The organism is Scytonema hankhaensis NUACC26 (genome assembly GCF_045865695.1).
In the GTDB taxonomy this organism is placed as follows: domain Bacteria; phylum Cyanobacteriota; class Cyanobacteriia; order Cyanobacteriales; family Nostocaceae; genus Scytonema.
The window spans coordinates 40,491-62,167 of the sequence record NZ_BAACAP010000227.1 but is presented as its reverse complement, the minus strand read 5'-3'; the positions used below and the strand labels follow the sequence as shown (position 1 = coordinate 62,167).

The 21,677-nt window shown below is 40.4% G+C and carries 19 protein-coding genes and 1 pseudogene; 13 read left to right on the top strand and 7 right to left on the bottom strand.

Going from position 1 to position 21,677, the window contains the following annotated elements; genetic code table 11:
- The first annotated feature begins 83 nt into the window (after positions 1-83).
- Positions 84-1,253: a pyridoxal phosphate-dependent aminotransferase gene (locus ACKTT2_RS33475; protein ID WP_407894992.1), complete on the top strand. Its 1,170-nt coding sequence runs from the start codon at positions 84-86 to the stop codon at positions 1,251-1,253.
- Between the two features lie 131 nt (positions 1,254-1,384).
- Here the strand turns inward: ACKTT2_RS33475 and ACKTT2_RS33470 are convergent, their stop codons facing one another.
- A complete protein-coding gene (locus tag ACKTT2_RS33470) occupies positions 1,385-2,578 on the bottom strand; it encodes a glycosyltransferase (protein ID WP_407894905.1) in 1,194 nt (397 codons plus the stop codon).
- Positions 2,579-2,849: 271 nt separating this feature from the next.
- Here ACKTT2_RS33470 and ACKTT2_RS33465 point away from each other — a divergent pair, with 271 nt between their 5' ends.
- The 4 genes from ACKTT2_RS33465 (at position 2,850) to ACKTT2_RS33450 (ending at position 4,607) form a co-directional block, all read left to right on the top strand.
- Entirely contained in the window at positions 2,850-3,221 is a 372-nt protein-coding gene (locus ACKTT2_RS33465; RefSeq protein WP_407894903.1) for a nucleotidyltransferase domain-containing protein, read from the top strand.
- The gene (locus tag ACKTT2_RS33460; protein WP_407894901.1) at positions 3,166-3,579 is read left to right on the top strand and encodes a HEPN domain-containing protein; all 414 of its coding nucleotides are present in this window, start codon (positions 3,166-3,168) and stop codon (positions 3,577-3,579) included. The genes ACKTT2_RS33465 and ACKTT2_RS33460 overlap by 56 nt, the downstream gene beginning before the upstream one ends.
- Before the next feature lie 295 nt (positions 3,580-3,874).
- On the top strand, positions 3,875-4,132 hold the full coding sequence (locus ACKTT2_RS33455) for a type II toxin-antitoxin system VapC family toxin (protein ID WP_407894899.1): 258 nt from the start codon (positions 3,875-3,877) through the stop codon (positions 4,130-4,132).
- 70 nt (positions 4,133-4,202) lie between these two features.
- Positions 4,203-4,607 carry a protein kinase gene (locus tag ACKTT2_RS33450; RefSeq protein WP_407894897.1) on the top strand — a complete coding sequence of 135 codons (405 nt, stop codon included), beginning with the start codon at positions 4,203-4,205 and terminating at the stop codon, positions 4,605-4,607.
- A 324-nt stretch (positions 4,608-4,931) separates the two neighbouring features.
- Here the strand turns inward: ACKTT2_RS33450 and ACKTT2_RS33445 are convergent, their stop codons facing one another.
- Complete coding sequence (locus ACKTT2_RS33445) at positions 4,932-5,510, bottom strand: COP23 domain-containing protein (protein WP_407894895.1); 579 nt, start codon at positions 5,508-5,510, stop codon at positions 4,932-4,934.
- 706 nt (positions 5,511-6,216) lie between these two features.
- On the opposite strand from ACKTT2_RS33445, the gene ACKTT2_RS33440 reads away from it, so the two are divergent.
- Complete coding sequence (locus ACKTT2_RS33440) at positions 6,217-7,509, top strand: proton extrusion protein PcxA (protein WP_407894893.1); 1,293 nt, start codon at positions 6,217-6,219, stop codon at positions 7,507-7,509.
- Between the two features lie 10 nt (positions 7,510-7,519).
- Here ACKTT2_RS33440 and ACKTT2_RS33435 read toward each other — a convergent pair whose 3' ends face one another.
- The gene (locus ACKTT2_RS33435; RefSeq protein WP_407894891.1) at positions 7,520-7,816 is read right to left on the bottom strand and encodes an acylphosphatase; all 297 of its coding nucleotides are present in this window, start codon (positions 7,814-7,816) and stop codon (positions 7,520-7,522) included.
- A 533-nt stretch (positions 7,817-8,349) separates the two neighbouring features.
- On the opposite strand from ACKTT2_RS33435, the gene ACKTT2_RS33430 reads away from it, so the two are divergent.
- Complete coding sequence (locus tag ACKTT2_RS33430) at positions 8,350-8,730, top strand: DUF1823 family protein (RefSeq protein WP_407894889.1); 381 nt, start codon at positions 8,350-8,352, stop codon at positions 8,728-8,730.
- A gap of 259 nt (positions 8,731-8,989) precedes the next feature.
- On the opposite strand, the gene ACKTT2_RS33425 is transcribed toward ACKTT2_RS33430, so the two are convergent.
- Complete coding sequence (locus tag ACKTT2_RS33425) at positions 8,990-9,130, bottom strand: hypothetical protein (protein ID WP_407894887.1); 141 nt, start codon at positions 9,128-9,130, stop codon at positions 8,990-8,992.
- A 13-nt stretch (positions 9,131-9,143) separates the two neighbouring features.
- Here ACKTT2_RS33425 and ACKTT2_RS33420 point away from each other — a divergent pair.
- From ACKTT2_RS33420 to ACKTT2_RS33400, 5 genes and pseudogenes are all read left to right on the top strand, one after another.
- A pseudogene (locus tag ACKTT2_RS33420) lies at positions 9,144-9,980 on the top strand (Rpn family recombination-promoting nuclease/putative transposase).
- Between the two features lie 60 nt (positions 9,981-10,040).
- Positions 10,041-11,270, top strand: a complete 1,230-nt coding sequence (locus ACKTT2_RS33415) for a metallophosphoesterase family protein (protein WP_407894885.1) — start codon at positions 10,041-10,043, stop codon at positions 11,268-11,270.
- 144 nt (positions 11,271-11,414) lie between these two features.
- Positions 11,415-12,323: a metallophosphoesterase family protein gene (locus tag ACKTT2_RS33410; protein ID WP_407894883.1), complete on the top strand. Its 909-nt coding sequence runs from the start codon at positions 11,415-11,417 to the stop codon at positions 12,321-12,323.
- An 8-nt stretch (positions 12,324-12,331) separates the two neighbouring features.
- On the top strand, positions 12,332-13,738 hold the full coding sequence (locus tag ACKTT2_RS33405; RefSeq protein ID WP_407894881.1) for an AAA family ATPase: 1,407 nt from the start codon (positions 12,332-12,334) through the stop codon (positions 13,736-13,738).
- Positions 13,735-14,379, top strand: coding sequence for a retron system putative HNH endonuclease (locus tag ACKTT2_RS33400; protein WP_407894879.1), 645 nt, complete (start codon positions 13,735-13,737; stop codon positions 14,377-14,379). The genes ACKTT2_RS33405 and ACKTT2_RS33400 overlap by 4 nt, the downstream gene beginning before the upstream one ends.
- A 154-nt stretch (positions 14,380-14,533) precedes the next feature.
- Here ACKTT2_RS33400 and ACKTT2_RS33395 read toward each other — a convergent pair whose 3' ends face one another.
- The 3 genes from ACKTT2_RS33395 to ACKTT2_RS33385 form a co-directional block, all read right to left on the bottom strand.
- A complete protein-coding gene (locus ACKTT2_RS33395) occupies positions 14,534-14,833 on the bottom strand; it encodes a CU044_2847 family protein (RefSeq protein WP_407894878.1) in 300 nt (99 codons plus the stop codon).
- 84 nt (positions 14,834-14,917) lie between these two features.
- On the bottom strand, positions 14,918-15,763 hold the full coding sequence (locus tag ACKTT2_RS33390; RefSeq protein ID WP_407894876.1) for an SWIM zinc finger family protein: 846 nt from the start codon (positions 15,761-15,763) through the stop codon (positions 14,918-14,920).
- A 10-nt stretch (positions 15,764-15,773) separates the two neighbouring features.
- Positions 15,774-19,064, bottom strand: a complete 3,291-nt coding sequence (locus ACKTT2_RS33385) for a sll1366 family intein-prone helicase (RefSeq protein ID WP_407894875.1) — start codon at positions 19,062-19,064, stop codon at positions 15,774-15,776.
- Positions 19,065-19,450: 386 nt separating this feature from the next.
- On the opposite strand from ACKTT2_RS33385, the gene ACKTT2_RS33380 reads away from it, so the two are divergent.
- Entirely contained in the window at positions 19,451-21,604 is a 2,154-nt protein-coding gene (locus tag ACKTT2_RS33380; RefSeq protein ID WP_407894873.1) for a polyribonucleotide nucleotidyltransferase, read from the top strand.
- The last annotated feature ends 73 nt before the right edge of the window (positions 21,605-21,677 follow it).

The following is a 21,677-nucleotide window of genomic DNA, read 5'->3' as shown; positions in this document are numbered from 1 at the left end:
AAAAGTAATTATTAAAAGACAAAAATCGATAAAGTTTCTGGTATATCCTTTAATAGGTAAGAATGTGCCTAATAAAAGAAACGATGAAGCTTGCAGGACGAGTTAGTCAGGTAACGCCTTCCATAACCTTAGCCATCGCTGCAAAAGCCAAGGCGATGAAGGCAGAGGGTATAGACGTTTGTAGTTTTAGCGCCGGAGAACCAGATTATGACAGCCCGACGCACGTCAAAGTGGCTGCACAAAAAGCGCTGGATGATGGTAAGACTAAGTATGGACCAGCTGCCGGAGAACCAAAGTTAAGAGAAGCGATCGCCCGCAAGCTTAAAACTGACAACGGTTTGGATTACAAAGCAGAAAATGTCGTTGTCACTAATGGCGGTAAGCACTCTCTGTTTAATTTGATACTAGCATTGATTGAATCGGGTGATGAGGTGATTATTCCTGCACCTTATTGGTTAAGCTATCCTGAAATGGTAACGCTTGCAGACGGGGTTTCAGTTATCGTCTCTACAGATGCCTCTACGGATTATAAGATTACTCCCGAACAGTTACGTAAGTCGATTACCCCTAGGACAAAGTTATTGATTCTTAACTCGCCATCCAATCCCACAGGGATGGTTTATACACCAGATGAAATCAAAGCCTTAGCGGCGATAGTTGTTGAGAAAGATATCCTTGTCGTTTCTGACGAGATTTACGAAAAGATTCTTTATGACGGTGCAAAACACGTCAGCATTGGTTCATTGGGAGAAGAAATTTTTGCTCGAACCATTATCAGTAATGGCTTTGCCAAAGCTTATTCTATGACGGGATGGCGCATAGGATACTTAGCGGGACCTCTAGATTTGATTAAAGCAACAATTACGATTCAAAGCCATAGTACATCTAATGTGTGTACTTTTGCTCAATACGGTGCGATCGCAGCTTTGGAAGATTCCCAAGACTGTGTTGAAGAAATGCGCCAAGGTTTCGCACAACGGCGACAGGTAATGTTGGAAAGACTCAACGCGATTCCCGGACTCGTATGTACCAAACCTGATGGCGCATTCTACCTATTTCCCGATATTAGCAAAACAGGGCTAAAATCCCTGGATTTCTGTAACGCCTTACTAGAAAAAGAGCAAGTTGCAGTTATTCCAGGAATAGCCTTTGGTGCTGATGATAACATTCGCCTTTCCTATGCTACGGACATGGCAACAATCGAAAAGGGAATGGATAGATTGGAAAGGTTTGTCAAAGGAGTTATTGGTTAGTGGTTAGTGGTCAGGTGGTCACTGGTCAGGTGGTCACTGGTCAGGTGGTCACTGGTCAGGTGGTCACTGGTCAGGTGGTCACTGGTCAGGTGGTCAGGTGGTCACTGGTCAGGTGGTCACTGGTCAGGTGGTCACTGGTTAATCAATCCCATCTCTTTCAAACCTTGGCGCAATCGTTTTGCTTCTTCAGGATTGTGTTGTTCGTGAAGTGCGATCGCAGACCTAAAAGCAGTTAAACTATCTTCTACATAGCCTAGTTTTAATAGTACAACTCCCAAGTTTTGGTAAGCTTCGGCATATTTAGGATTTAATTGAATGGCTTTTTGATAAGCAGCGATCGCATCTTGCAATAAATTCATTGCTTTTAATGTCATACCAAGATTATAATATCCTGTTGTAAAACTGGGAGCGATTTTTAAAGCTGTTTCATAAGCTATTTTTGCCCCATTTAAATCTCCAGATGCTTTTAACATAGTCCCTAAATTGTTATACGCTCCTAATTTTAGTATTGGATAAATAGGTAATTTAATAGCAGCTTGATAGTGAGCTATTGCTTGTCTAGTATTTTGCAACCGACTGTAAGCAATACCCAAATGATAATAAAGTTCGTACAAAATATCGTAGTTCTCTTCAGCAGACGCAACTCCTTTTGCGAGTAACTCCACTCCTTGTATGACTTTACCTTGTTCGACATAAACTGCGCCTAATTTACTACAAACATAGGGATCGTTAGGATGAGCGGCAAAAAACTCCTCCATTGCGGTTTGTGCTTTAGCAAATTTATTTTGTCGGGCTATGGTATCTTTTTGATATCCTGTATGTAAAATTGCCACTCCTTCCAAGTAACCGATTTGCCAATGCGGTTCTCGCTCGATCAGTTGAGATACGCTATCATCTACCAAAGCATGGTAAGGGCGCGAAAAGGAGATTTCTGGATGCTTGCGGAATAGGCGAGAAACTAAGGAATAAGGAGATTGTTCTGCACCAACTTCGTGGCGTACCAAGTTAATAAGCAGGTATTCTTCCCTTTGTATGGCTTCTTTTAACTGCGGTACTATTTTTTGGGTAAGAGTTTCATCTGCATCTAGTACGAGAACCCAATCGCCCGTAACATATTTTAAAGCCTCATTGCGAGCAGCACTAAAGTCATTACACCATTGAAAATGGTGTACCTCAGCACCGAATTTTTTAGCGATTTGTGGAGTGCTGTCTGTTGAACCTGTATCTAATACAATCATTTCATCAACAAGGTTCTTAACACTACTCAGACACTTGGGAAGGGTTTTTTGTTCGTTTTTGACAATCGTACACAGGCTAAGTTTCATAATCTGCTGTCATCTGGACGTTCTTGAGGTAGGGCATAGCGATAAGCAAAGCTTAACGCCTTAAGGCGTATCGCGCTCACAATACTAATGCTAAATTTAGATCGCTACCTGCAATGTAGCCAATTATCTTCTTTTAACAAGTGGCGAGTATAGAGGGACTGGGGACTGGGGACTGGAGATTGGGGATTGGGAAATACGCTCAATTACCCTGATAACATAAACATAGGATAACTTTGGTTTTTTAATTGTAGTCGTTAGAGGTGGATATTAGATGAACATTAATTCTGAGGTGATTACTGAAGTAACCCGTCGTTTAGTAGCTGAACTTAATCCGGAAGAAATTATTCTTTTTGGCTCTTATGCTTGGGGAACACCAAATAAGTACAGCGATCTAGATATATGCATCATTGTAAATGATGAGATTGCGGAATTTGACCGTATTGAGTGGGGAGTACGAGCATTAAATGCTTTAGAGGATTTAATGGTTGACGTAGATGTTATGATAAAAACCCGTTCTGATGTAGAAACATTTAAAACAGTTCCTGCTTCCCTTACTAGAAAAATTGTAGAAAAAGGAAAATTACTGTATGGACAAAGCAAAGCGCATTTTGGTACAGTTTTGGTTGAAAAAAGCTCAACGTGATTTATTTGCTGCCCGAAAGTTATCTTCAGAGCTACCAGACATAGCTATTTACCATTGCCAGCAAGCAGCAGAAAAAGCTCTTAAAGGTTTTCTTATTCTCCACGATACCGATCCAGGAGATACTCATAATATCAACACCTTAGTAAAACTAGCTTCAGCATTTCAACCAGAATTCACAACTATCTTAAAAGAAGCAGGATATTTAAGCCAGTATAACCAGACATATCGATATCCTATAGAAGCAACGGAAGACTTCAATCCTAGCCCAGGAGAACTTAAGAAAGCATTTCATCTGGCATCAGAAGTATACAAAAATGTAATGGATTTAATGCCAGATGAAATAGCAGGCGATCGCTAATTTCGTTTTGCGTTATAACCAAATTATTATTTATTGGTTCAAATCTATCAACACTGTCAGACTATGCGGTAAGCCGTGAAGGTATTTATGAGGATCGCCCCTAATTGTGATGACATATCTTGTGGACACGAACTTCTTACTACGTTTTGTGGATTGCAGCAGTCCACTAAACACTATTGTAAGAGATGTTAGGAAAAAACTTAGAGCCAATGGAGAACAATTAAAAATCACGCCGCAAAATTGTAAATAATTTTGGAACGTCGCTACAAGACCAGCAGTAAAAAACGGATTAGGCTTGACGCCAACGTATGCAAATCGATTACTGCAGTTAATCGAGCGTCTTTTCCCATTATTGCCTGACACTCCTGCAATTTATCCTGAGTGGCGTCGGCTTGTTGTTACGTATGGTGTATCAGGTGTGCAAGTGCATGACGCTTACCTTGTTGCTAGCATGAAGGCAAACAGTGTGACACATATTCTGACATTTAATACAACTGATTTTACCCGTTATGCAATTGAAGGGATTGTGGCAGTTGACCCGCTAAAGCTATAAAAGCCACTTTATTTTATGTCAAAATCACAAATAAAGTGGCAACTTCCACAATCTACGATTGGTTACTTCCATGCAGAGTCAAATGCTAGGTGGACGCTATCAAATTATCGCTCAATTAGGAAAAGGGGGGTTTGGTATTACTTTTTTAGCTCTAGATATGCAACGCCCAGGAAATCCCAAGTGCGTTGTCAAGCAATTTAAACCAATGTTTACCGATCCCCTAACTATGCAAGTGGGACAAAAAATGTTTAACCAGGAAGCAGAAATTCTGGAAAAATTAGGTTATCATGACCAAATTCCACGTTTCTTAGCTCATTTTGAAGAAAATCAAGAATTTTATATAGCTCAAGAGTTTGTAGAAGGTCATGACATTAGTGTAGAACTCCCTTTAAAAGCTAAATCGCGACCCTGTAAAGACTTGTCATCCTTGGTCTCTACATTCCAAATACGACCATCAACAGTTTGGATGCGATAAGTCGGATGACCTGAGCGCAACACATGAGCATTTGTTAATACAGTATAAACTAAGCCTTCCTTTCTCAGGATAAACCCTGACCCTAACACATCTGATGATGACATTACCTTCACACTAATGGCTTGTGCATAGGAATGCAATTGTTTTACAGATTGAATAGAAGTTTGTTTGGATTGAGAAAGTTGACTAACACTAACATTTACTACCCATGTTGGCAGCGTAATTAATATTACGCCCATGCAAGCAACCAGTGTCAAATTACGCCAAGTCATCTAAAGAATATTGTTTGCCCCTACACCGAATTAACAGATGGACTGATAAAGCTTATTTAGCTGTTGACGATCCAAAGTATAGATACGCTTCCAAATCAATAACGATTGGTTTGTTACTTCTGTCTCCACCAAATTGATTGAGTGCGTCTCCAGCTGCTAAAGCACGACGGTCAAATAATTGGCTAACAACTTCCTCGGGATCGCTACCTGGTTCAAGAGTGAATAGCAAAGTTTTGTTTGTGCAACCAGCATCTTTTTGAACAGAAGCGCATACGACAGGCGATCGATTCAGCTTACCTGGTTTGACATATCTAAGCGTACCATTATCATAATTTTTTTGAAATCTTTGAGATACTTCCTTACAGCGTTTTTGTGGAGTCAAGTTCGGATCTTTGAAAATCTTGCGAACCCAACGAATTACCGCTAGATCCTTTCCGTCTTGAGTGCGAGCAAATGTTGTAGGTACACGTACACCGTCTTTGTCTGTTGTTTGTCCACAGTAGAAGGCTGTGCTACCGATCGCATTGCTAACTTGATTCAGGACGACAGTTGTACCCACTGTTGCTACTACTCCAATCCCCAAAACTACTGTTCTTGCGGTCAGTGCCTGACTCGATAACCTTATCTTCACATAAATCAGCTACTGATAAAGGGTTGATGCAATTGTTTCATGAATACACTCGACTACAAATTTAAGTTGTAGTATTCCACACCATATTTACCATATAGCAAAAAAACGGATCTTTTTAATAAAGTAAAGGGTGAATTTAATAATCTTTGTCATGAAGTCAGTAAATATAGGTAAAAATCTAAATCAAGTTATATAGTTATTTAGTTATACATTTTACTGAGTCTATGTTTAGGGTTTGATATCTACAATGGTGTTGAGTGTAAGCGCTTCCTAATTAAAAATATTTAACTTTATCTTGTGGGATGCTGCTTATAGCTCGTCTCAAAGAACAGGCAGGCGGGAACTCTCGCTCTACAAGATAGATAATTTATTTCTTGAAAATCCCTTAGTGACTTGCATCTACTTATTGTGTTCTTGCATCACAACTTCAAAGGCTGTCTATAAAGTTTTTACTGATGTATCAAGGTTTTCCCGATCTCCATAAATCCCCTCTAAAAATACTAAAGGGGATCTAAATAAAATTTGATACTTCTCAGACATCCTCTCGGATATAAGTATGGTAAAGGTAACGGAAAGTGTGTAAAATTGTTTGATATGAGCGATCGCTCTATTCTATGTTCCGATTGTTCTCAATCGCCCCTTTACTATTCTTCATTAGAAACGAATTCATAAATATCAGATAAATATTTAATTAATTAACCTTCTTATGAAAGATTCTATTATCAAGACCAAGAAAACTCTTTTTTCTAAAAGAAAACTTCAAGAACGTTTGCAATCTATCTACCAATGGTTAACAGGTACGCCAGAAAGATCCCTTTCAGAAGCTCACCAAGCTGCTCTGACCATTAGAAATATTGAGATAGAACACTTTGCAGGAAAGAAAATATCGTTCGAATCAGCGAGTTATTCTGAAAGTGCCATGTCTTATTGGCAGGTACAATTAGAGAAAAACATTATTATTATTAAACTAAGATTAGCAGAATTTAAAATAGGTAATTCATTGTTCAATACTCCCAATACAACATTTTTAGATAAGTTGAAGTTTATTGATGAGATTTTAGATAAGTATACTTATAAGCAGGAAAAGCCGAAGCTAGTCAATGATGACAGTATAGTCTTAAAACCACAAAATACCCAAGTTAAAAACATTATTGAAAATCCAATGACTTCATCTCAAGGAACCGAGATAAGAGTTGAGTCAGCTTTTAATAAATCAGGATTATTGCCTAGAACTATTGGTAGAACTTTTAGTAGAATTCAGTCAGATTTTTCTTCAGAAGCTGAAGAAAATTTTGTGAAAAATTTCCGGATTTCCCAAAATAGAACAAGAATGGCAGTCAGATTTTTACTGCTGTTAGTCATTATCCCTATGTTAACCCAACACTTCTCTAAACCTTTGATAGTACCTATTGTTGAAAGAGTGAGAGGTGAAAATGCAAATCCAATTTTTCTTCATCATGAAATGGAGGAAGAGGCTTTTAAAGAATTAAAAAATTTTGAGAAAAAGCTTCAATTTCAACACTTAATTTCTCAAGCACCTCCTCTGTCTCCAGAGTCAATAGAGCATCAAGTGAAAGAGAAAGCTCGCGAACTTGTTGAGGAATTCCACTCTAAAAGTAACAGTGCTATTAGTAATGTGTTTGCCGATTTGTTATCGCTGATAGCTTTTGCCCTAGTTATTGTTATAAGTCAGAAAGAAATTCTTGTGGTAAAAGCTTTTTTAGATAATATCATTTATGGTTTAAGTGACAGTGCTAAAGCTTTTTTAATAATCTTATTCACAGATACATTTGTGGGTTTTCACTCACCTCATGGATGGGAAGTTATTCTGGATAGCTTTGCGGAACATTTAGGGCTTCCAGCTAATCAGAGCTTGATATCTTTATTTATTGCTACTTTTCCTGTAATTTTAGACACTATATTTAAGTATTGGATATTCCGCTATCTCAGTCGGTTGTCACCTTCTGCATTAGCCACATATAAAGATATGAACGAGTAAAAGAGTTTTATTAGCGTCTCACTTGAAATCCTTGCAGCCCTTCCGGTTGCTCGTATTCTATATGCATATCTTTCACCATAGCAGCAGGTGGACCTTCATGACACCAACGAATCATCTCATCAACAACCTCCTGACTTCCTTCAAAAACTGCTTCTACACGTCCATCTAGTAGATTCCGCACCCAACCTGTTAATCTGAGTTGAGTAGCAGTTTCGACGGTGGCATAGCGATAGCCAACTCCTTGAACTCTCCCAGAAATGAATACATGGGCGCGAACTTGCTTTGATTGCGGTGTGGTATTCTGCATTAACTGGTTAAGTTTTGATAATATCCAGCTTACTTTGTTTATTATGCACTTTTCTTTGCGATCGAGGTAATACCATTTTGGATTTTAACCTATATATAGGAATCGTATTTAATTTATAAAATACAAGTAGGGTGGGCATTGCCCACCAAGTCTTTTGTACGGTAGAGCACTACCTACAGTACCAAACATTGTTTATAAATGATTTAGGATTGCTATATAGAAGTCCTATATAGGACGACTATTTGATTTTTGAAATATACGTAGGGTGGGCAATTCTCACCAAAATCTTTATGTGGTGGGCATTGCCCACCCTACATCATTGAAAATTTTTTATAAATTATTTATGATTCCTATGTGTCCCATTCTTGTTTAAAATTGGTTTTAGAGGAACTCTTTTCCTTGCCCACTCTATGCTCGGAAAACACCTTTTTTTAATGCGGTTCTAGACCAACAACACACGTTTTTTTACAGGGGTAATTTCTGTTCCCCGTTCCCCGCTACCTTTTTTGTCATTTTCCATCGTTTAAGCACCCATGTCTAATTTGCCACCTCTTACGACAGAAACTATTTGGGCAATTCTCAATGAAGAAATTGATGACGCTACAGTCAATCAGTTAGTCTGGTACTCCTTGGGCTATCACTATGACTCGTCAACTGAGCAGTGGGACAATACGCAAGTTACACCTGAGTGGCGAGATGAGTATCCCGAACCACCTAATTTTATTGAAAGTCGCCCTGCAACAGTCAAGCTGACTCGTTCCATTCCACCAGAGAACAAACAACTTTTGAAGGAAAAACTAGGCTTTAAGGGTTATAAAATTGGTGAGTTTGGACCTCGACAAACTCGCAGAGCAACAGCTGCAAACTGGTTATTAAGCGTTCTACAGCAAACAGTTGAACCGCTACAGCCATGAGTTAACCTATGTTTGGTTAATGACTTGTAAGATAATTTCATAAGCGTGTAGTTGCAGTAGCTGATTTACAAGCTTGGTTAGCAGCTCGATAAGGGATTTCCAAGAAATAAATTATTCATCTTGTGGAACGGGCGAGGACGCCCGTTCTATACTATTGGCGGGCGGGACGCCCCGCAGTCGCCTCAACGGGGGGAACCCCCGCACGGCGCTGCTCTTCGCACCACAAGAGAAAATTGTATATTTTTTTATTTGGAAGTCCCTAAATTAAGTCGTCAATTAAAGATGCGATCGCCTGAGAGTATTTAGGTTTATATTTCTTTTTCAAAGAATAACAATTCTTTTTAAAACTGATGACTGAAGGGGATAAACTGTTGAATGCGTTGTCATCAAACAGCTTCATCAGTAAATCCCTTATGCGTCGAGACTCGATCTTTTACAAACTGTTTCAACAATCCCCAACTTTACTCTTTGAACTATTGACAAATTCTCCAAACAATGCAGGTACTTATCAATTTGATTCTGTTGCTGTCAAAGAACCGAAATTTGAAATTGATGGTGTGTTTCTCCCACCAGAAAATCAAGGTGCAGGAGTGGTTTATTTTTGTGAGGTACAATTTCAAAAAGATGAAAGACTTTACGAACGCTTATGTGCGGAATCTTCACTCTATTTCTACCGCAACCGCGACAGATTTAGCGATTGGCAAGCAGTGGTAATTTATCCGTCACGCAGTATCGAACAAAGCGATAGCTATCCCTATCGTGCATTGCTCAACAGCGACCAAGTACATCGGGTGTACTTAAACGAGTTGGGAAATATTCGTCAGTTACCCTTATGAGTAGCACTGATGGTACTGACAACCATAGAGGATGAACAAGCCATTGAAGAAGCAAGATATTTGTTAACCGGAACCCGTCAAGAACAATCTCAACCATCAACTCGCGCCATAATAGAGATGGTGACAACAATCATGGTGTATAAGTTTGAACAATTTAGCCCTAGGGAGATAGAGTCTATGCTAGGAATCACATTGCAGGAAACGCGAGTTTATCGAGAAATCAAGGAAGAAGGTCGCGTGGAAGCGACAGTCAATCTCGTTATCCGACTGTTGAACAAGCGCTTTGGAGAACTTTCATTGGAATTGCGCCAACAAATTTCCAATTTACCCTTACCTGTTGTGGAAGAATTGAGCGAAGCACTTTTAGATTTTACAAGTGTGGCTGATTTACAAGCTTGGTTAGCAGCTCGATAAATTTTCTCGCGACAGATAGGTTATGGTAGTCCATGAAATTATTCTTGGACTCGAAACCTAATGCGTTTTCGGCAGTTTTTTCCTCAAATCTTTTTTGGAATTACTTTGGGGTTGTGTCTTTGTTTTGCATTGCATGCCTGTCAATCAGTTAAATCGCCACAAATACCTGTTACAGTACAGCGATCGCTTGAAACTAATGTTTCCCAAACTCAACCTCAAACTGTTTCACAGTCATCTTTACCTCCAGAAACAGCTGCCATTGTCAAAAGTGCGGGATTGGATGGTTTGTTCAATCCAAAGCGTGGCGATGTGCGTTTGTTAGCAATCAGCGACCTCAATAGCGCTTATGGTTCCACCGACTACGATCCAGAAGTGGATAAGGGCATAGCGTTAATTCCCTTTTGGCAACCGGATCTCGTTCTATGCGGTGGAGACATGGTTGCTGGACAAAAAGCTACCCTATCAGAACAACAAATCCGGGCAATGTGGGCTGCTTTTGATAACCACATTGCAGCCCCTCTCCGCCGTGCCAAGCTTCCTTTTGGTTTTACCATTGGTAATCATGATGCTTCAAGCTCGTTAGGAGCCAAGGGTAATTTTATTTACCAAAAAGAGCGAGACTTAGCAACAGAGTACTGGAATAATCCCAAACACGACCCTGGAGTTCAATTTGTTGACCGTTTTGAATTTCCTTTTTACTACTCTTTTGAGTACAAAGATATATTTTTCCTGGTGTGGGATGGTTCTTCTAGCCGCATTCCACAAGAAAAGCTGCAATGGGTCGAAAAAACTCTTGCTAGTTCCAAAGCTCAAGCAGCCAAAATGAGAGTTTTACTCGGTCATTTGCCTTTATACGGAATTGCGGTTGGTCGTAACGATCCGGGAAACGTCATGGATAATGCAGATCGACTGCGGGCAATGCTAGAAAGGTACAAGGTACACACCTATATTAGCGGTCACCAGCACGCTTACTATCCCGGACATCGCGGTAACTTACAGCTACTCCACTTAGGGCTTCTCGGTTCTGGTCCTCGACCATTAATTGACACTACCCCTCGTCGTTTGAAATCTTTAACTGTGCTAGATATTAACTTTAATTCACCAGAATTAACTACTTATACAACTTATGATATTCAAACATTAAAAGTTATTCAGTACGAGCAATTACCGCGTTTTTTAAATAGTCATAATGGTATCGTTTTACGCCGAGATGTGGAATGGAATGAGTTAACGTCTGAAGAAAAATCTTCTTGTATCAATCGTTTGGGTAGTAACCTTTGTAGCCCATAAATTTTCTTCCGGGCAAATGTTATATTGATTGAAATTTATATTGTCATTTGTCATTTGTCATTTGTCATTTGTCATTGGTCATTTGTCAACTAACGATGACAGGCGAGACGCCTATCCTACGCTACTAACCACTAACCCAATTTCATGAAACTAAAACGTCGTCAATTTCTCTTTTTTGGTAGTTTAAGTACCCTTGGTGCAGGTATTCTTGGTCTTTTAGGTCGTCAAAATCGCAATTATACTCATAGTGCTGCCGTAGCAAATACAGTCGTCTCTGCTCAACCAAAAACAAAAGATTTGTTGCTTCGTTTTGTCTCTGTTGCAGATACAGGAACCGGAGATAGCGGTCAGTATTCTGTAGCTAGAGCAATGACTAAATATCACAGCCAAAAGCCTTACGATCTCATTCTACTGGCAGGAGATAATATATATACTAACGGCGAAATTGAAAAAATTAATGAAGTTTTTGAGCGTCCCTATGCATCCTTGCTTCAAAAAGGCGTGAAATTTCAAGCTGTTTTAGGAAATCATGATATTCGCACGGAAAATGGCAACCCTCAAATGAAATATGTTAACTTTAATATATTGGGGCGCTTCTACACTTTTCGTCGCGATCGCATACAATTTTTCGCTTTAGATACCAACGACAATGCCGATTGGAAAAATCAGTTAATATGGTTAGAGAACGAATTAATTCGTTCTAACGCGACTTGGAAAATTGTATACGGTCATCATCCGATTTATGCATCGGGTGTTTATGGTAGTAATCCAAATTTTATAAAAATCTTCACTCCACTCTTTCAAAAATATAGAGTCCAACTCTATATTAACGGTCACGAACACCATTATGAAAGAACAAAAGTTATTAACGGAACAACATATTTAATTTGTGGTGGAGGTGCGGGAACTCGTCCTGTTGGACATTCCGATTGGACAGATTATTCTGCATCAAAACTAAGTTTTGCTGCTGTTGAGGTTTATCCAGATAGAATAGAAATCAGTGGTATCGACAGCGATAACCGCGTTTTTGATAAAGGGATTATATTAACTTGAGATCTGCTATGAAAGTCAAGCACCTAAAAATGTCTTCTTTCCGTGGAATCGGCGATCTAACGTTGGATTTTTGTGAAACGGGTCCAACTGTACTTATCGGTGTCAATGGTGTAGGAAAATCCAGTATCCTTGATTGTCTTGCAATTCTTTTGTCTCAGATGACAGGACGAATTCAAGATTCCATAGAATTTATGCGTTCTTTAAGCGAAGAAGATATAACCAATGGCAGTCAAGAAACTAAAATTGAGATCGTCATTTCTCTAACTGAAAGACAAGATTTAACCTGGTCTTTAAGTGAGATTAGAGCACAAGAACAATCTCCTGAAAGTTCAGCAGCGAGAAAACTTGAAGAAATCAAAGCTTTCCTAGATAAGAGAGAGCAACCTTTACAAAAGCGGGTAGGACAGAAAAGTTTAAAACTGGTTTTGGAATCCCTATTAGAAGACTTCAATCAAATAGAAGGTCAGGAAACAAGCGAAGATTTTCTAGAAGATTTAGAAAAAGCAGCTAACGCAATCAGAAATCAGTTGGTAGCAGACGAGAATGCTAGCATACCCTTAGCAATTTACTATCCAGTCAATCGAGCAGTTCTTGATATGCCTTTAGAAATTGCTGAAACATTTTCTTTTCAACAAAGAAATGCTTACGACCAAGCATTAACTGGTGGAAGAATTGACTTCAAAGGCTTTTTTGAATGGTTCCGAAATCGCGAAGATTTAGAAAATGAGTTGCGGCGAGATAATTCCGAACTTCGAGACAAACAGTTAGAAGCGGTGAGAAATGCAGTTTCTTCCATGCAACCAGATTTTTCTGACTTGCGTGTAGGGCGAGATCCTTTACGCATGACTGTTAAAAAACAAGGTAGAGAATTCATCGTCAGTCAATTATCTGATGGCGAAAAATGTTTGCTAGCCTTAGTGGGAGATTTAGCAAGACGCTTAGCAATTGCCAATCCAGGTTTAGACAATCCACTTCAAGGAAACGGTGTTGTTTTAGTGGATGAAATTGAACTCCATCTACATCCAAAATGGCAAAGAGAAATTATTCCTGCTTTAACCAGAACATTCCCCAATTGTCAATTTATTATCACAACCCACTCACCACAAGTTGTCAGTCACGTTCAAGCTGATAACGTCTTTCTTCTAGAAACAACATCTGAAGGTATCGAAGCCCGACAGCCAGAAAGTTCTTTTGGTAGGGATAGCAATACTATTTTAGAAGACATTATGGGTGTTGCTGAAAGACCTCAACAAATTAAAGATGGTTTGGATCGTCTCTTCAGATTGATCGATGGAGGGAATCTGGATAGTGCCAAACAATTACGCCAAAATTTAGCAGATGAAATCGGAGAAGACGATCCAGAATTTGTCCGAGCAGATGTACTGATCCGCCGCAAGGAAATTTTAAACAGATGAAATATATTCAAAAAAGCCGAGAACCAGACAGCTTAACCAAATGGAATTTGAAGCGTGGGAGTCGAATACCTGACTGGAAATCTTTCTCCAAAGGCGTGAAAGATGATGTGTATTTCTCTCTTCTACAAGAACAAGGTTATATTTGTTGTTACTGTGGTAGACCCATTAGTAGAAAGCAATGTCATATAGAACACTATAGACCCAAGAGTGTATACAAACATCTCACATTTGAATATACAAATCTCATCGCTTCATGTCAAGGAGAAGATGAAGACAGACCTCGCGTACCAGTACATTGCGGACACAAAAAACAGGCGTGGTTTGATGAGGAACTCATGATTTCTCCTTTAGATCCAAATTGTCCTGATTATTTTAAATATTCTGGTTCTGGAGAAATTCTGCCAATTGATGAGCCACAAAAGCAAGCACCTGCGAAAACTACTATTCAAAAACTCGCACTTGACATTAATAAGTTAAGAAAGTTAAGACGCGCAGCTATTGATGCAGTACTGCAAGCGACTGATGGGTTAACAGGCGAAGAAATACAATTGTTAACTCAAGCTTACGATAAGCGAGATTCAAGCGGACGGTTTACACCATTTTCAGCAGCAATTACGTATATACTTAAACAGTATTTTTGAGAGGATATTTTAAAAGTAGTTGGTTTGTCATTTGAATCATATCATTACCCCCCTTAGTCCCCCCTTGTAAAGGGGGGAAATTAAGAGAAATTTAGTTCCCTCCCCTTTATAAGGGGAGGGTTAGGGTGGGGTAAAAATTATAGGGCATTTTTATTTACTGACCCCATTCTAAGGTAATCTCGATATTGGCATTACTTGCACCCTTCACCACTAAAGCAGTCAATTTACCAGATTCAACAGCAATATCAACCCCAAATTTCACAGTCGCTCTATCTGGCTTAACCTTACGCACTGACTCTGCAATTTCCTTCGTTAGAGATTCAATAGCAGTTGTAACTTCCTCAAAAGGTCGAGACTGAAAATTAATCTTACGATCGCCTATCTGTATAGCTTCCACTCGAACACTTGTACCATCAGCAAGTTCTACTGTAATAATTTTGGTTTGAAGTTCCATTTTGGCTTTACTGGATGATTATGCCTCCTTACCATTCAATCACTATAAGTCAATATCGCTAAAGTATTAAGTAAAATTTTTTCCTCATCCCCCTCCAATGTTCATAGCAGCTAGAAAAGCTTTCTGGCTGACATCTTTATAAACTGTATCTAAGTATTTCATCACGACATCAGCAACTGTCAAGTTTGCTGTTTTTTCTTCTTCTTTAGCCAGAGGAATTTCTCCTAAAGCATCCAAAACAGTTTCGCTACTTGAAGGTGCAATCACCACTAGAGAAGATTCTAGGGGTTCATTGTATTCCCAAAAAGAACTCAATGCTGGTACGGAAGTAGTATGTCGGGACTCATCGCGCTGAGTTTCCTCATTCTCTGTGTTTACTGTCTCTATCTTGCCATCGCTACGTAATTCACGTAAACTACGAATAATCTGGTCTTTGGTACGTCCTCGTAATTGGAACAGGACAAACGGATCTTCACTAAAGCGATCGCCTAACTGATAATATACAGCAGCAACGTGTTTGCATGGATTTGCTTTATCAGGACAAGAACATTTACTGTGAACATCTGACAAAGTAAAAGGGAAGAGAGAAAGACCATTGGCAGTAAAAACCTCTTCTATATTTTGTGGCATTTCGCCTGCCAACAACTTAGCAGGAAAAATTGCCTTTTTAGACATAGTTTCAGCCACAAAACCCCATTCCTCATTACTAAAGGGGTTGAGGGAAAGAGAAACTTTATAAGGTTCTGGCTCACTTCCTTGAACTTTAGCTAAAACCCTTGCACCTTTAAATTCAATACTAAGAACGTTTCCCTCACGTGCATAGATTCTGCCACGTTCCAACCGCTTTTTAAACCGATAGGAATCTAACAAATCCAGCCACCTTTGCGACCACCATTCTCTACTTGCTTGGAGTGTTTGATTTGATTGCATAATTTTTCAATTACTCTTCATCTTCTTCTATGACAGCATTGCGATCGAGAAGTAATAAGTTACGGAGTTGATTGGTATCCATTTCTGTTAACCAATCTTCTCCCGCACCGACAACTTGTTCTGCAAGTTGTTTTTTACTTTCAATCATGTCGTGAATTTTCTCCTCAAGAGTCCCAGTACAAACAAATTTATGTACCTGTACGTTTCGTGTTTGACCGATACGAAAAACTCTATCTGTTGCCTGATTTTCCACTGCTGGATTCCACCATCTATCAAAGTGGAAAACGTGGTTTGCTCTTGTTAAATTTAATCCCACTCCTCCAGCTTTTAATGAGAGAATCATCACTGGCGGTCCCTGGGGGTCGTGTTGGAAACGGTCAATCATTTCCTCTCGTTGTTTTTTACTGGTACTACCATATAAAAACAATGCTTCTCTCTTTAATTGCTTTTCTAAATAGGGTTGAAGTAACTTACCCCACTCGGCAAATTGAGTAAATATTAAAGCACGGTCGCCTCCTGCGATCGCAACATCTAGCATTTCTTCCAAACGTTGAAGTTTACCGGAATGGTGTTTTACCAAAGAGTTCTGCTTCAAATAGTGTGCGGGATGATTACAAATTTGTTTGAGCTTACTTAACAAAGCTAAAATCATTCCCCGACGTTGCAAACCTTCGGCTGAATCTATTTCACCTAGAGAATCTTCTACAACTTTTTGATAAAGTTCTGCTTGTTCGGCTGTCAACCCACAAAAGACAGTCATTTCCTGTTTTTCTGGTAAATCTTGAATAATTTCCCGATCGGTTTTCAAGCGACGAAGGATAAAGGGCTGAACTAACGAACGCAACTGAGTTAAGGAAGCAGTATCGCCATATTTCTCAATAGGAATCGCAAAGCGTCGTTGGAAAAATTGTTTGTTGCCCAAATATCCGGGATTGAGAAAATCTAATATTGACCACAATTCTTGCAATCTATTTTCGACTGGCGTTCCCGTTAAAGCGATGCGAAATGTTGCTTCCAATTGCCGCACTGCTTGTGACTGTTTTGCCTCAGCATTTTTTACGTTTTGAGCTTCATCCAAAACAATCATTTGCCAAGAAACTCCTTGCAAAGACTTTACATCGCGATGAACCAAGGAGTAACTAGTAATAATTAAATCGTGCTTTTTCGCCACTTCTGCAAATGCTTTTCCCTTGGGTCGCTTGTCACCGTGATATTGTAAAACTTTCAAGTTAGGAGCAAATTTTTTGACCTCTCGTTCCCAGTTTCCTAATACTGATGTTGGGCAAACCAGTAGAGTTGGATTTTCCAATGCTTCTTGCTCTTTTAGATGGAGAACGAAGGCAATGAGTTCTATCGTTTTCCCCAGTCCCATATCGTCCGCCAAACAAGCACCCAAGCCCCAACGTTCTAAGAAAGCAAGCCACGCCACGCCACGTTCTTGATAGGGACGTAATTTTCCTTGGAAGCTTGCAGGCGCTGGAATTGTTTCGACAGCTTTGTTATTTGTTAAAGTCGTAACGAGTTCTTGCAATGCCCCAGATGCTTCAAAGCTAACCACTGGTAACTTTTCAATCACCTGAGTGTCACCCATACTAATTCGCAAAGCATCTTCTAAAGACAAAGCCATTTGTTCTTTGCGAGAAGCAAAAAAGGTTTGTGCTGTTTTGATATCTTGCGATCGCAATTCTACCCATTCGCCGTTAATCTCTACCAAAGGGCTGTTTAATGCCACTAGTTTGTCAAATTCCGCTTTAGAAAGAGTTTGACCGCCAATTGCCAATTCCCACTTAAAATTTAATAAACTTTGCAAACCCAAACGTTCCTTTGCTTTCTTTGGTGTTTGAGCGCTAATTTTCAAACCCAAACGATTTGCGATAGTGCCTTTATTTTCCAAAGTAGGAGGCAAAACCACTCCCAAACCGCTATCCTCAAAACGCCACACCGTTGATTTAATAAACTCATAGGCTTGCACGGGATTGAGGCGACAAAATTCAGGATTTGGAGTTTCTAAACTCGATGCAATAGGTGAATAAAATCGCGAAGCTAAGCCTAAACCCCGCAAAAAAGTTTCTTGTGGTTGTTCAATCGTCCGGTTTTGATAAACCAACTTCTCTACAGATTGGTTCCAAATTGTGGCTGCATCTAGCAAAAACTTGGGATCGTCAGCAGCTTGGAGATAATACGCCAAAATCCAATCTTGCTGGTTTAATTCTGGAGGTCGCAATACAAAACAGGTGCGAAATTGATGTTTTGCCCCCATTTGATATTGTAAGGGCAAAGTCCAAGCCTTCAGTGCCGCCTCTAGTCGTTCTACCCCAAATGAATCCCCACTGATTGTATTAGTTACAGCCGTTAGAGAATGCAACCACTGTCGTATTGTGGATGGAACAGATGCCATAATCCTAGCTTCCACAGGCGGTTGATAACCTACCATCCCTCGTATTTGGGCATCTACCGCACTGTTAAGAAAATCTAATAGCAACTCTTGCGGTTCAATTGGCAAATCAACATAAACTGGAGAATACAAACCTTCCCCAATCGCCAATCCCCAATCGCCATTGCCCCTTATCCCCAGAGGGGGCCCCGAGTTCCCCAATCGATACATCCGACAAGCCAATGGCATTAACTGAGAAAACTTTTCCAAACGAGTTCCATCTTGGGCGCTATCTAGGAGTGCTTGCCATTTAGCAACTGTAGTATTCTCGGATTGCTGTTGAAGTACAGGCAAAAACTTACAGCGAGAAATGAGATCCAAACTCCAACGAGCAATTTGTCCCCAAAAACGTAAATCCCCTCCTCGAAAGTGACTTGCCTCGTCACTTATATTGAGGGGGAGAGAAGTGAGAAATTTTGTAGCGGCTTCGGGGTTGAGACAAAAGCCCTCTACTTTCCAAGGTTGTAAATATTTCGGGGTGTCATTGTCATCTGTACCTAATGTGGCAGAATGTGCTGGAGAAATCGATAGGGCTTCCTCTTCATTTTGAATACTAGTTGGTAAGGCAACAATCTGACTGTCAGTTGGTAAATTGATGGTGGTTTCTGTGGATTTTCGTCTCCGCCCATTATCGGTTGTTTTGTGCCCATTTTGTGGGGACGTTGTGTTGAGCGCTTCTATAGCTATGTTATGCGTTCGCAACCACTCGTATAATTCCACTGGTGTCATTGCCAATGGGTGCTGTGGGACTTCTGCGCGTGATAAATCCCTACAAACACCAGTTTCAAGAGTCCGCCAAGTTTCTCCCCAAATAAATAAACAGCTACCCCGATCCTTTATTAACCAACTACCGTGTAAAATTGCCATTTGACAAATTCTCAGATTTTTACCGAACTAACTTTTGAACTTGTTGAATCTTTTACCAAAATTTTTTGGTTCGATCCTCTCCCAATACTCTAGTTGCGGGAATTTACAGTAGGGCGTATGGTGTACTTCCAGCGGGGATTTTAGCTCACTCCACTAGAATTTAACCAGCCCCTTTTCCATTGGGCGATCGCATACACGCAAATTCTTATTTTACATCGAACAACTCCAAAGTTGTCATAGACTTACTTATTGAGTTCCGAATTTACATTCAGTAATAGGAATGGTTACACTTGTTTATCTTTGTGTGCAACTGACACCAGCCTTAGTGCATAAATGTTAGGATTGCCACAGAGAGAGATAGCGAAAATAGAAGGAAAAAAAACTGAATGGGAGAATTTGAAAAGTCAATATCCTTTGACGGACGGGATATTCGGCTGAAGGTGGGTCAATTAGCTCCCCAATCTGGTGGATCGGTGTTGATACAATCTGGGGATACAGCAGTTTTAGTGACGGCTACAAGTTCGAAAGCCAGAGAAGGCATCGATTTCCTCCCCCTAACGGTAGATTATGAAGAAAGACTGTATGCAGCAGGTAGAATTCCTGGGGGCATGCTACGCCGAGAAGGGCGTCCGCCAGAAAGAGCAACTCTGACCAGCCGTTTGATTGACCGTCCTTTACGTCCTTTATTCCCGTCTTGGTTGCGTGACGATTTGCAAGTTGTTGCACTAACTCTGTCCATGGATGAGTTAGTACCACCCGATGTGCTAGCAGTTACAGGTGCTTCTATCGCTACAATTATTGCCAAAATACCATTTAACGGACCAATGGCAGCAGTCAGGGTTGGGTTAGTCGGTGATGACTTTATCATTAACCCCACGTATGCGGAAATAGAAGCCGGCGATTTGGACTTAATTGTAGCTGGTTCGCCAGATGGTGTCATCATGGTGGAAGCAGGAGCGAATCAATTGCCAGAAAGGGACATTATTGAGGCAATTGAGTTTGGTTATGAAGCAGTACAAGACCTGATCGAGGCACAGCAAGACTTGATTGCGGAACTTGGGTTAGAAATCATAACAAAAGAACCTCCAGAGGTAGACTCAACCTTAGAGAACTTTATACGCGAACGGGCAACCGAAGATATTAAGAAAATCCTGTCACAATTTGATTTGGACAAAACACAGCGCGATGCAGCTTTAGATGAAGTTAAAGCTACCATTGAAAGTGCGATCGCGGAACTATCTGAGGAAGACTCCATTCGCATTGCCGCAAAAGCAGACAAAGCGGTTGACAATAACTTTAAGGATTTGACCAAAAAGTTCATGCGCCGTCAAATCATCGAAGACAACGTTCGGGTTGATGGACGCAAACTAGATGAAGTTCGCCCCGTGTCTTGTCTGGTGGATCTTTTACCCAAGAGAGTTCATGGAAGCGGGTTGTTCAACCGAGGTCTGACTCAAGTACTGTCTGCTTGTACTCTTGGTACGCCGGGAGATATGCAATACCTCAGCGATGACTTGCAGCAAGACCAACAAAAGCGTTATATGCACCATTATAACTTCCCACCGTTCTCCGTAGGGGAAACCAAACCCTTACGTGCGCCCGGTCGGAGGGAAATCGGTCATGGAGCACTTGCAGAAAGATCTTTGTTGCCAGTTCTACCACCAAAAGAACAATTTCCTTACGTCATTCGAGTCGTTTCAGAAGTCCTTTCTTCCAACGGTTCTACCTCAATGGGTTCCGTATGCGGTTCCACACTCGCATTAATGGATGCTGGTGTTCCCATTTCTAAACCCGTCAGTGGTGCAGCAATGGGTTTGATCAAAGAAGGTGAGGAAGTTCGAGTTCTTACTGATATTCAAGGAATCGAAGACTTTTTAGGCGACATGGACTTTAAAGTCGCCGGGACAGATAGTGGGATTACTGCCTTACAAATGGATATGAAAATCTCCGGTTTGCCCTTAGAAGTTATTGCCCAAGCTGTCCACCAAGCAAAAGCAGCACGGTTGCACATTCTGGAGAAAATGCTCCAGACCATCGACCAACCGCGCACAGAAATGTCACCTTTTGCACCACGTCTGATGACCATTCGGATCGATCCGGATACCATTGGTTTGGTTATTGGACCTGGAGGTAAGACAATTAAGGGCATTACTGAAGAGACAGGAGCAAAAATTGATATCGAAGATGATGGTACGGTGACGATTTCTGCCCTTGATGAAAACAAGGCGAAAAGAGCGCGTAATATTATCCAAGGTATGACGAGAAAGCTCAACGAAGGTGATGTTTACGCAGGTCGCGTGACACGTATTATACCAATTGGTGCGTTTGTGGAATTCTTACCTGGTAAAGAAGGTATGATTCACATTTCTCAACTTGCGGACTATCGCGTTGGTAAAGTTGAAGATGAAGTTGCAGTTGGTGATGAAGTGATTGTCAAAGTGCGGGAGATTGACAACAAGGGTAGGATTAATCTCACCCGTTTGGGAATTCACCCCGACCAAGCAACTGCAGCGCGAGAAGCAGCCGCAGTTAATCGGTAGTCTGTAACAGGATTTTAGATTTTGAATTTACCTCAAAAAATCTAAAATCTCGCCGCAAAGAATTTAACCTCTT

Excerpts from the sequence above, each read along its gene's own strand:
- ACKTT2_RS33385 (WP_407894875.1), bottom strand. The coding sequence starts at position 19,064 with ATGGCAATTTTACACGGTAGTTGGTTAATAAAGGATCGGGGTAGCTGT.
- ACKTT2_RS33440 (WP_407894893.1), top strand. The coding sequence starts at position 6,217 with ATGAAAGATTCTATTATCAAGACCAAGAAAACTCTTTTTTCTAAAAGA.
- ACKTT2_RS33430 (WP_407894889.1), top strand. The coding sequence starts at position 8,350 with ATGTCTAATTTGCCACCTCTTACGACAGAAACTATTTGGGCAATTCTC.
- ACKTT2_RS33425 (WP_407894887.1), bottom strand. The coding sequence starts at position 9,130 with ATGAAGCTGTTTGATGACAACGCATTCAACAGTTTATCCCCTTCAGTC.
- ACKTT2_RS33380 (WP_407894873.1), top strand. The coding sequence starts at position 19,451 with ATGGGAGAATTTGAAAAGTCAATATCCTTTGACGGACGGGATATTCGG.
- ACKTT2_RS33450 (WP_407894897.1), top strand. The coding sequence starts at position 4,203 with ATGCAGAGTCAAATGCTAGGTGGACGCTATCAAATTATCGCTCAATTA.
- ACKTT2_RS33395 (WP_407894878.1), bottom strand. The coding sequence starts at position 14,833 with ATGGAACTTCAAACCAAAATTATTACAGTAGAACTTGCTGATGGTACA.
- ACKTT2_RS33470 (WP_407894905.1), bottom strand. The coding sequence starts at position 2,578 with ATGAAACTTAGCCTGTGTACGATTGTCAAAAACGAACAAAAAACCCTT.
- ACKTT2_RS33465 (WP_407894903.1), top strand. The coding sequence starts at position 2,850 with ATGAACATTAATTCTGAGGTGATTACTGAAGTAACCCGTCGTTTAGTA.
- ACKTT2_RS33460 (WP_407894901.1), top strand. The coding sequence starts at position 3,166 with ATGGACAAAGCAAAGCGCATTTTGGTACAGTTTTGGTTGAAAAAAGCT.
- ACKTT2_RS33400 (WP_407894879.1), top strand. The coding sequence starts at position 13,735 with ATGAAATATATTCAAAAAAGCCGAGAACCAGACAGCTTAACCAAATGG.
- ACKTT2_RS33390 (WP_407894876.1), bottom strand. The coding sequence starts at position 15,763 with ATGCAATCAAATCAAACACTCCAAGCAAGTAGAGAATGGTGGTCGCAA.
- ACKTT2_RS33405 (WP_407894881.1), top strand. The coding sequence starts at position 12,332 with ATGAAAGTCAAGCACCTAAAAATGTCTTCTTTCCGTGGAATCGGCGAT.
- ACKTT2_RS33410 (WP_407894883.1), top strand. The coding sequence starts at position 11,415 with ATGAAACTAAAACGTCGTCAATTTCTCTTTTTTGGTAGTTTAAGTACC.
- ACKTT2_RS33475 (WP_407894992.1), top strand. The coding sequence starts at position 84 with ATGAAGCTTGCAGGACGAGTTAGTCAGGTAACGCCTTCCATAACCTTA.
- ACKTT2_RS33435 (WP_407894891.1), bottom strand. The coding sequence starts at position 7,816 with ATGCAGAATACCACACCGCAATCAAAGCAAGTTCGCGCCCATGTATTC.
- ACKTT2_RS33415 (WP_407894885.1), top strand. The coding sequence starts at position 10,041 with ATGCGTTTTCGGCAGTTTTTTCCTCAAATCTTTTTTGGAATTACTTTG.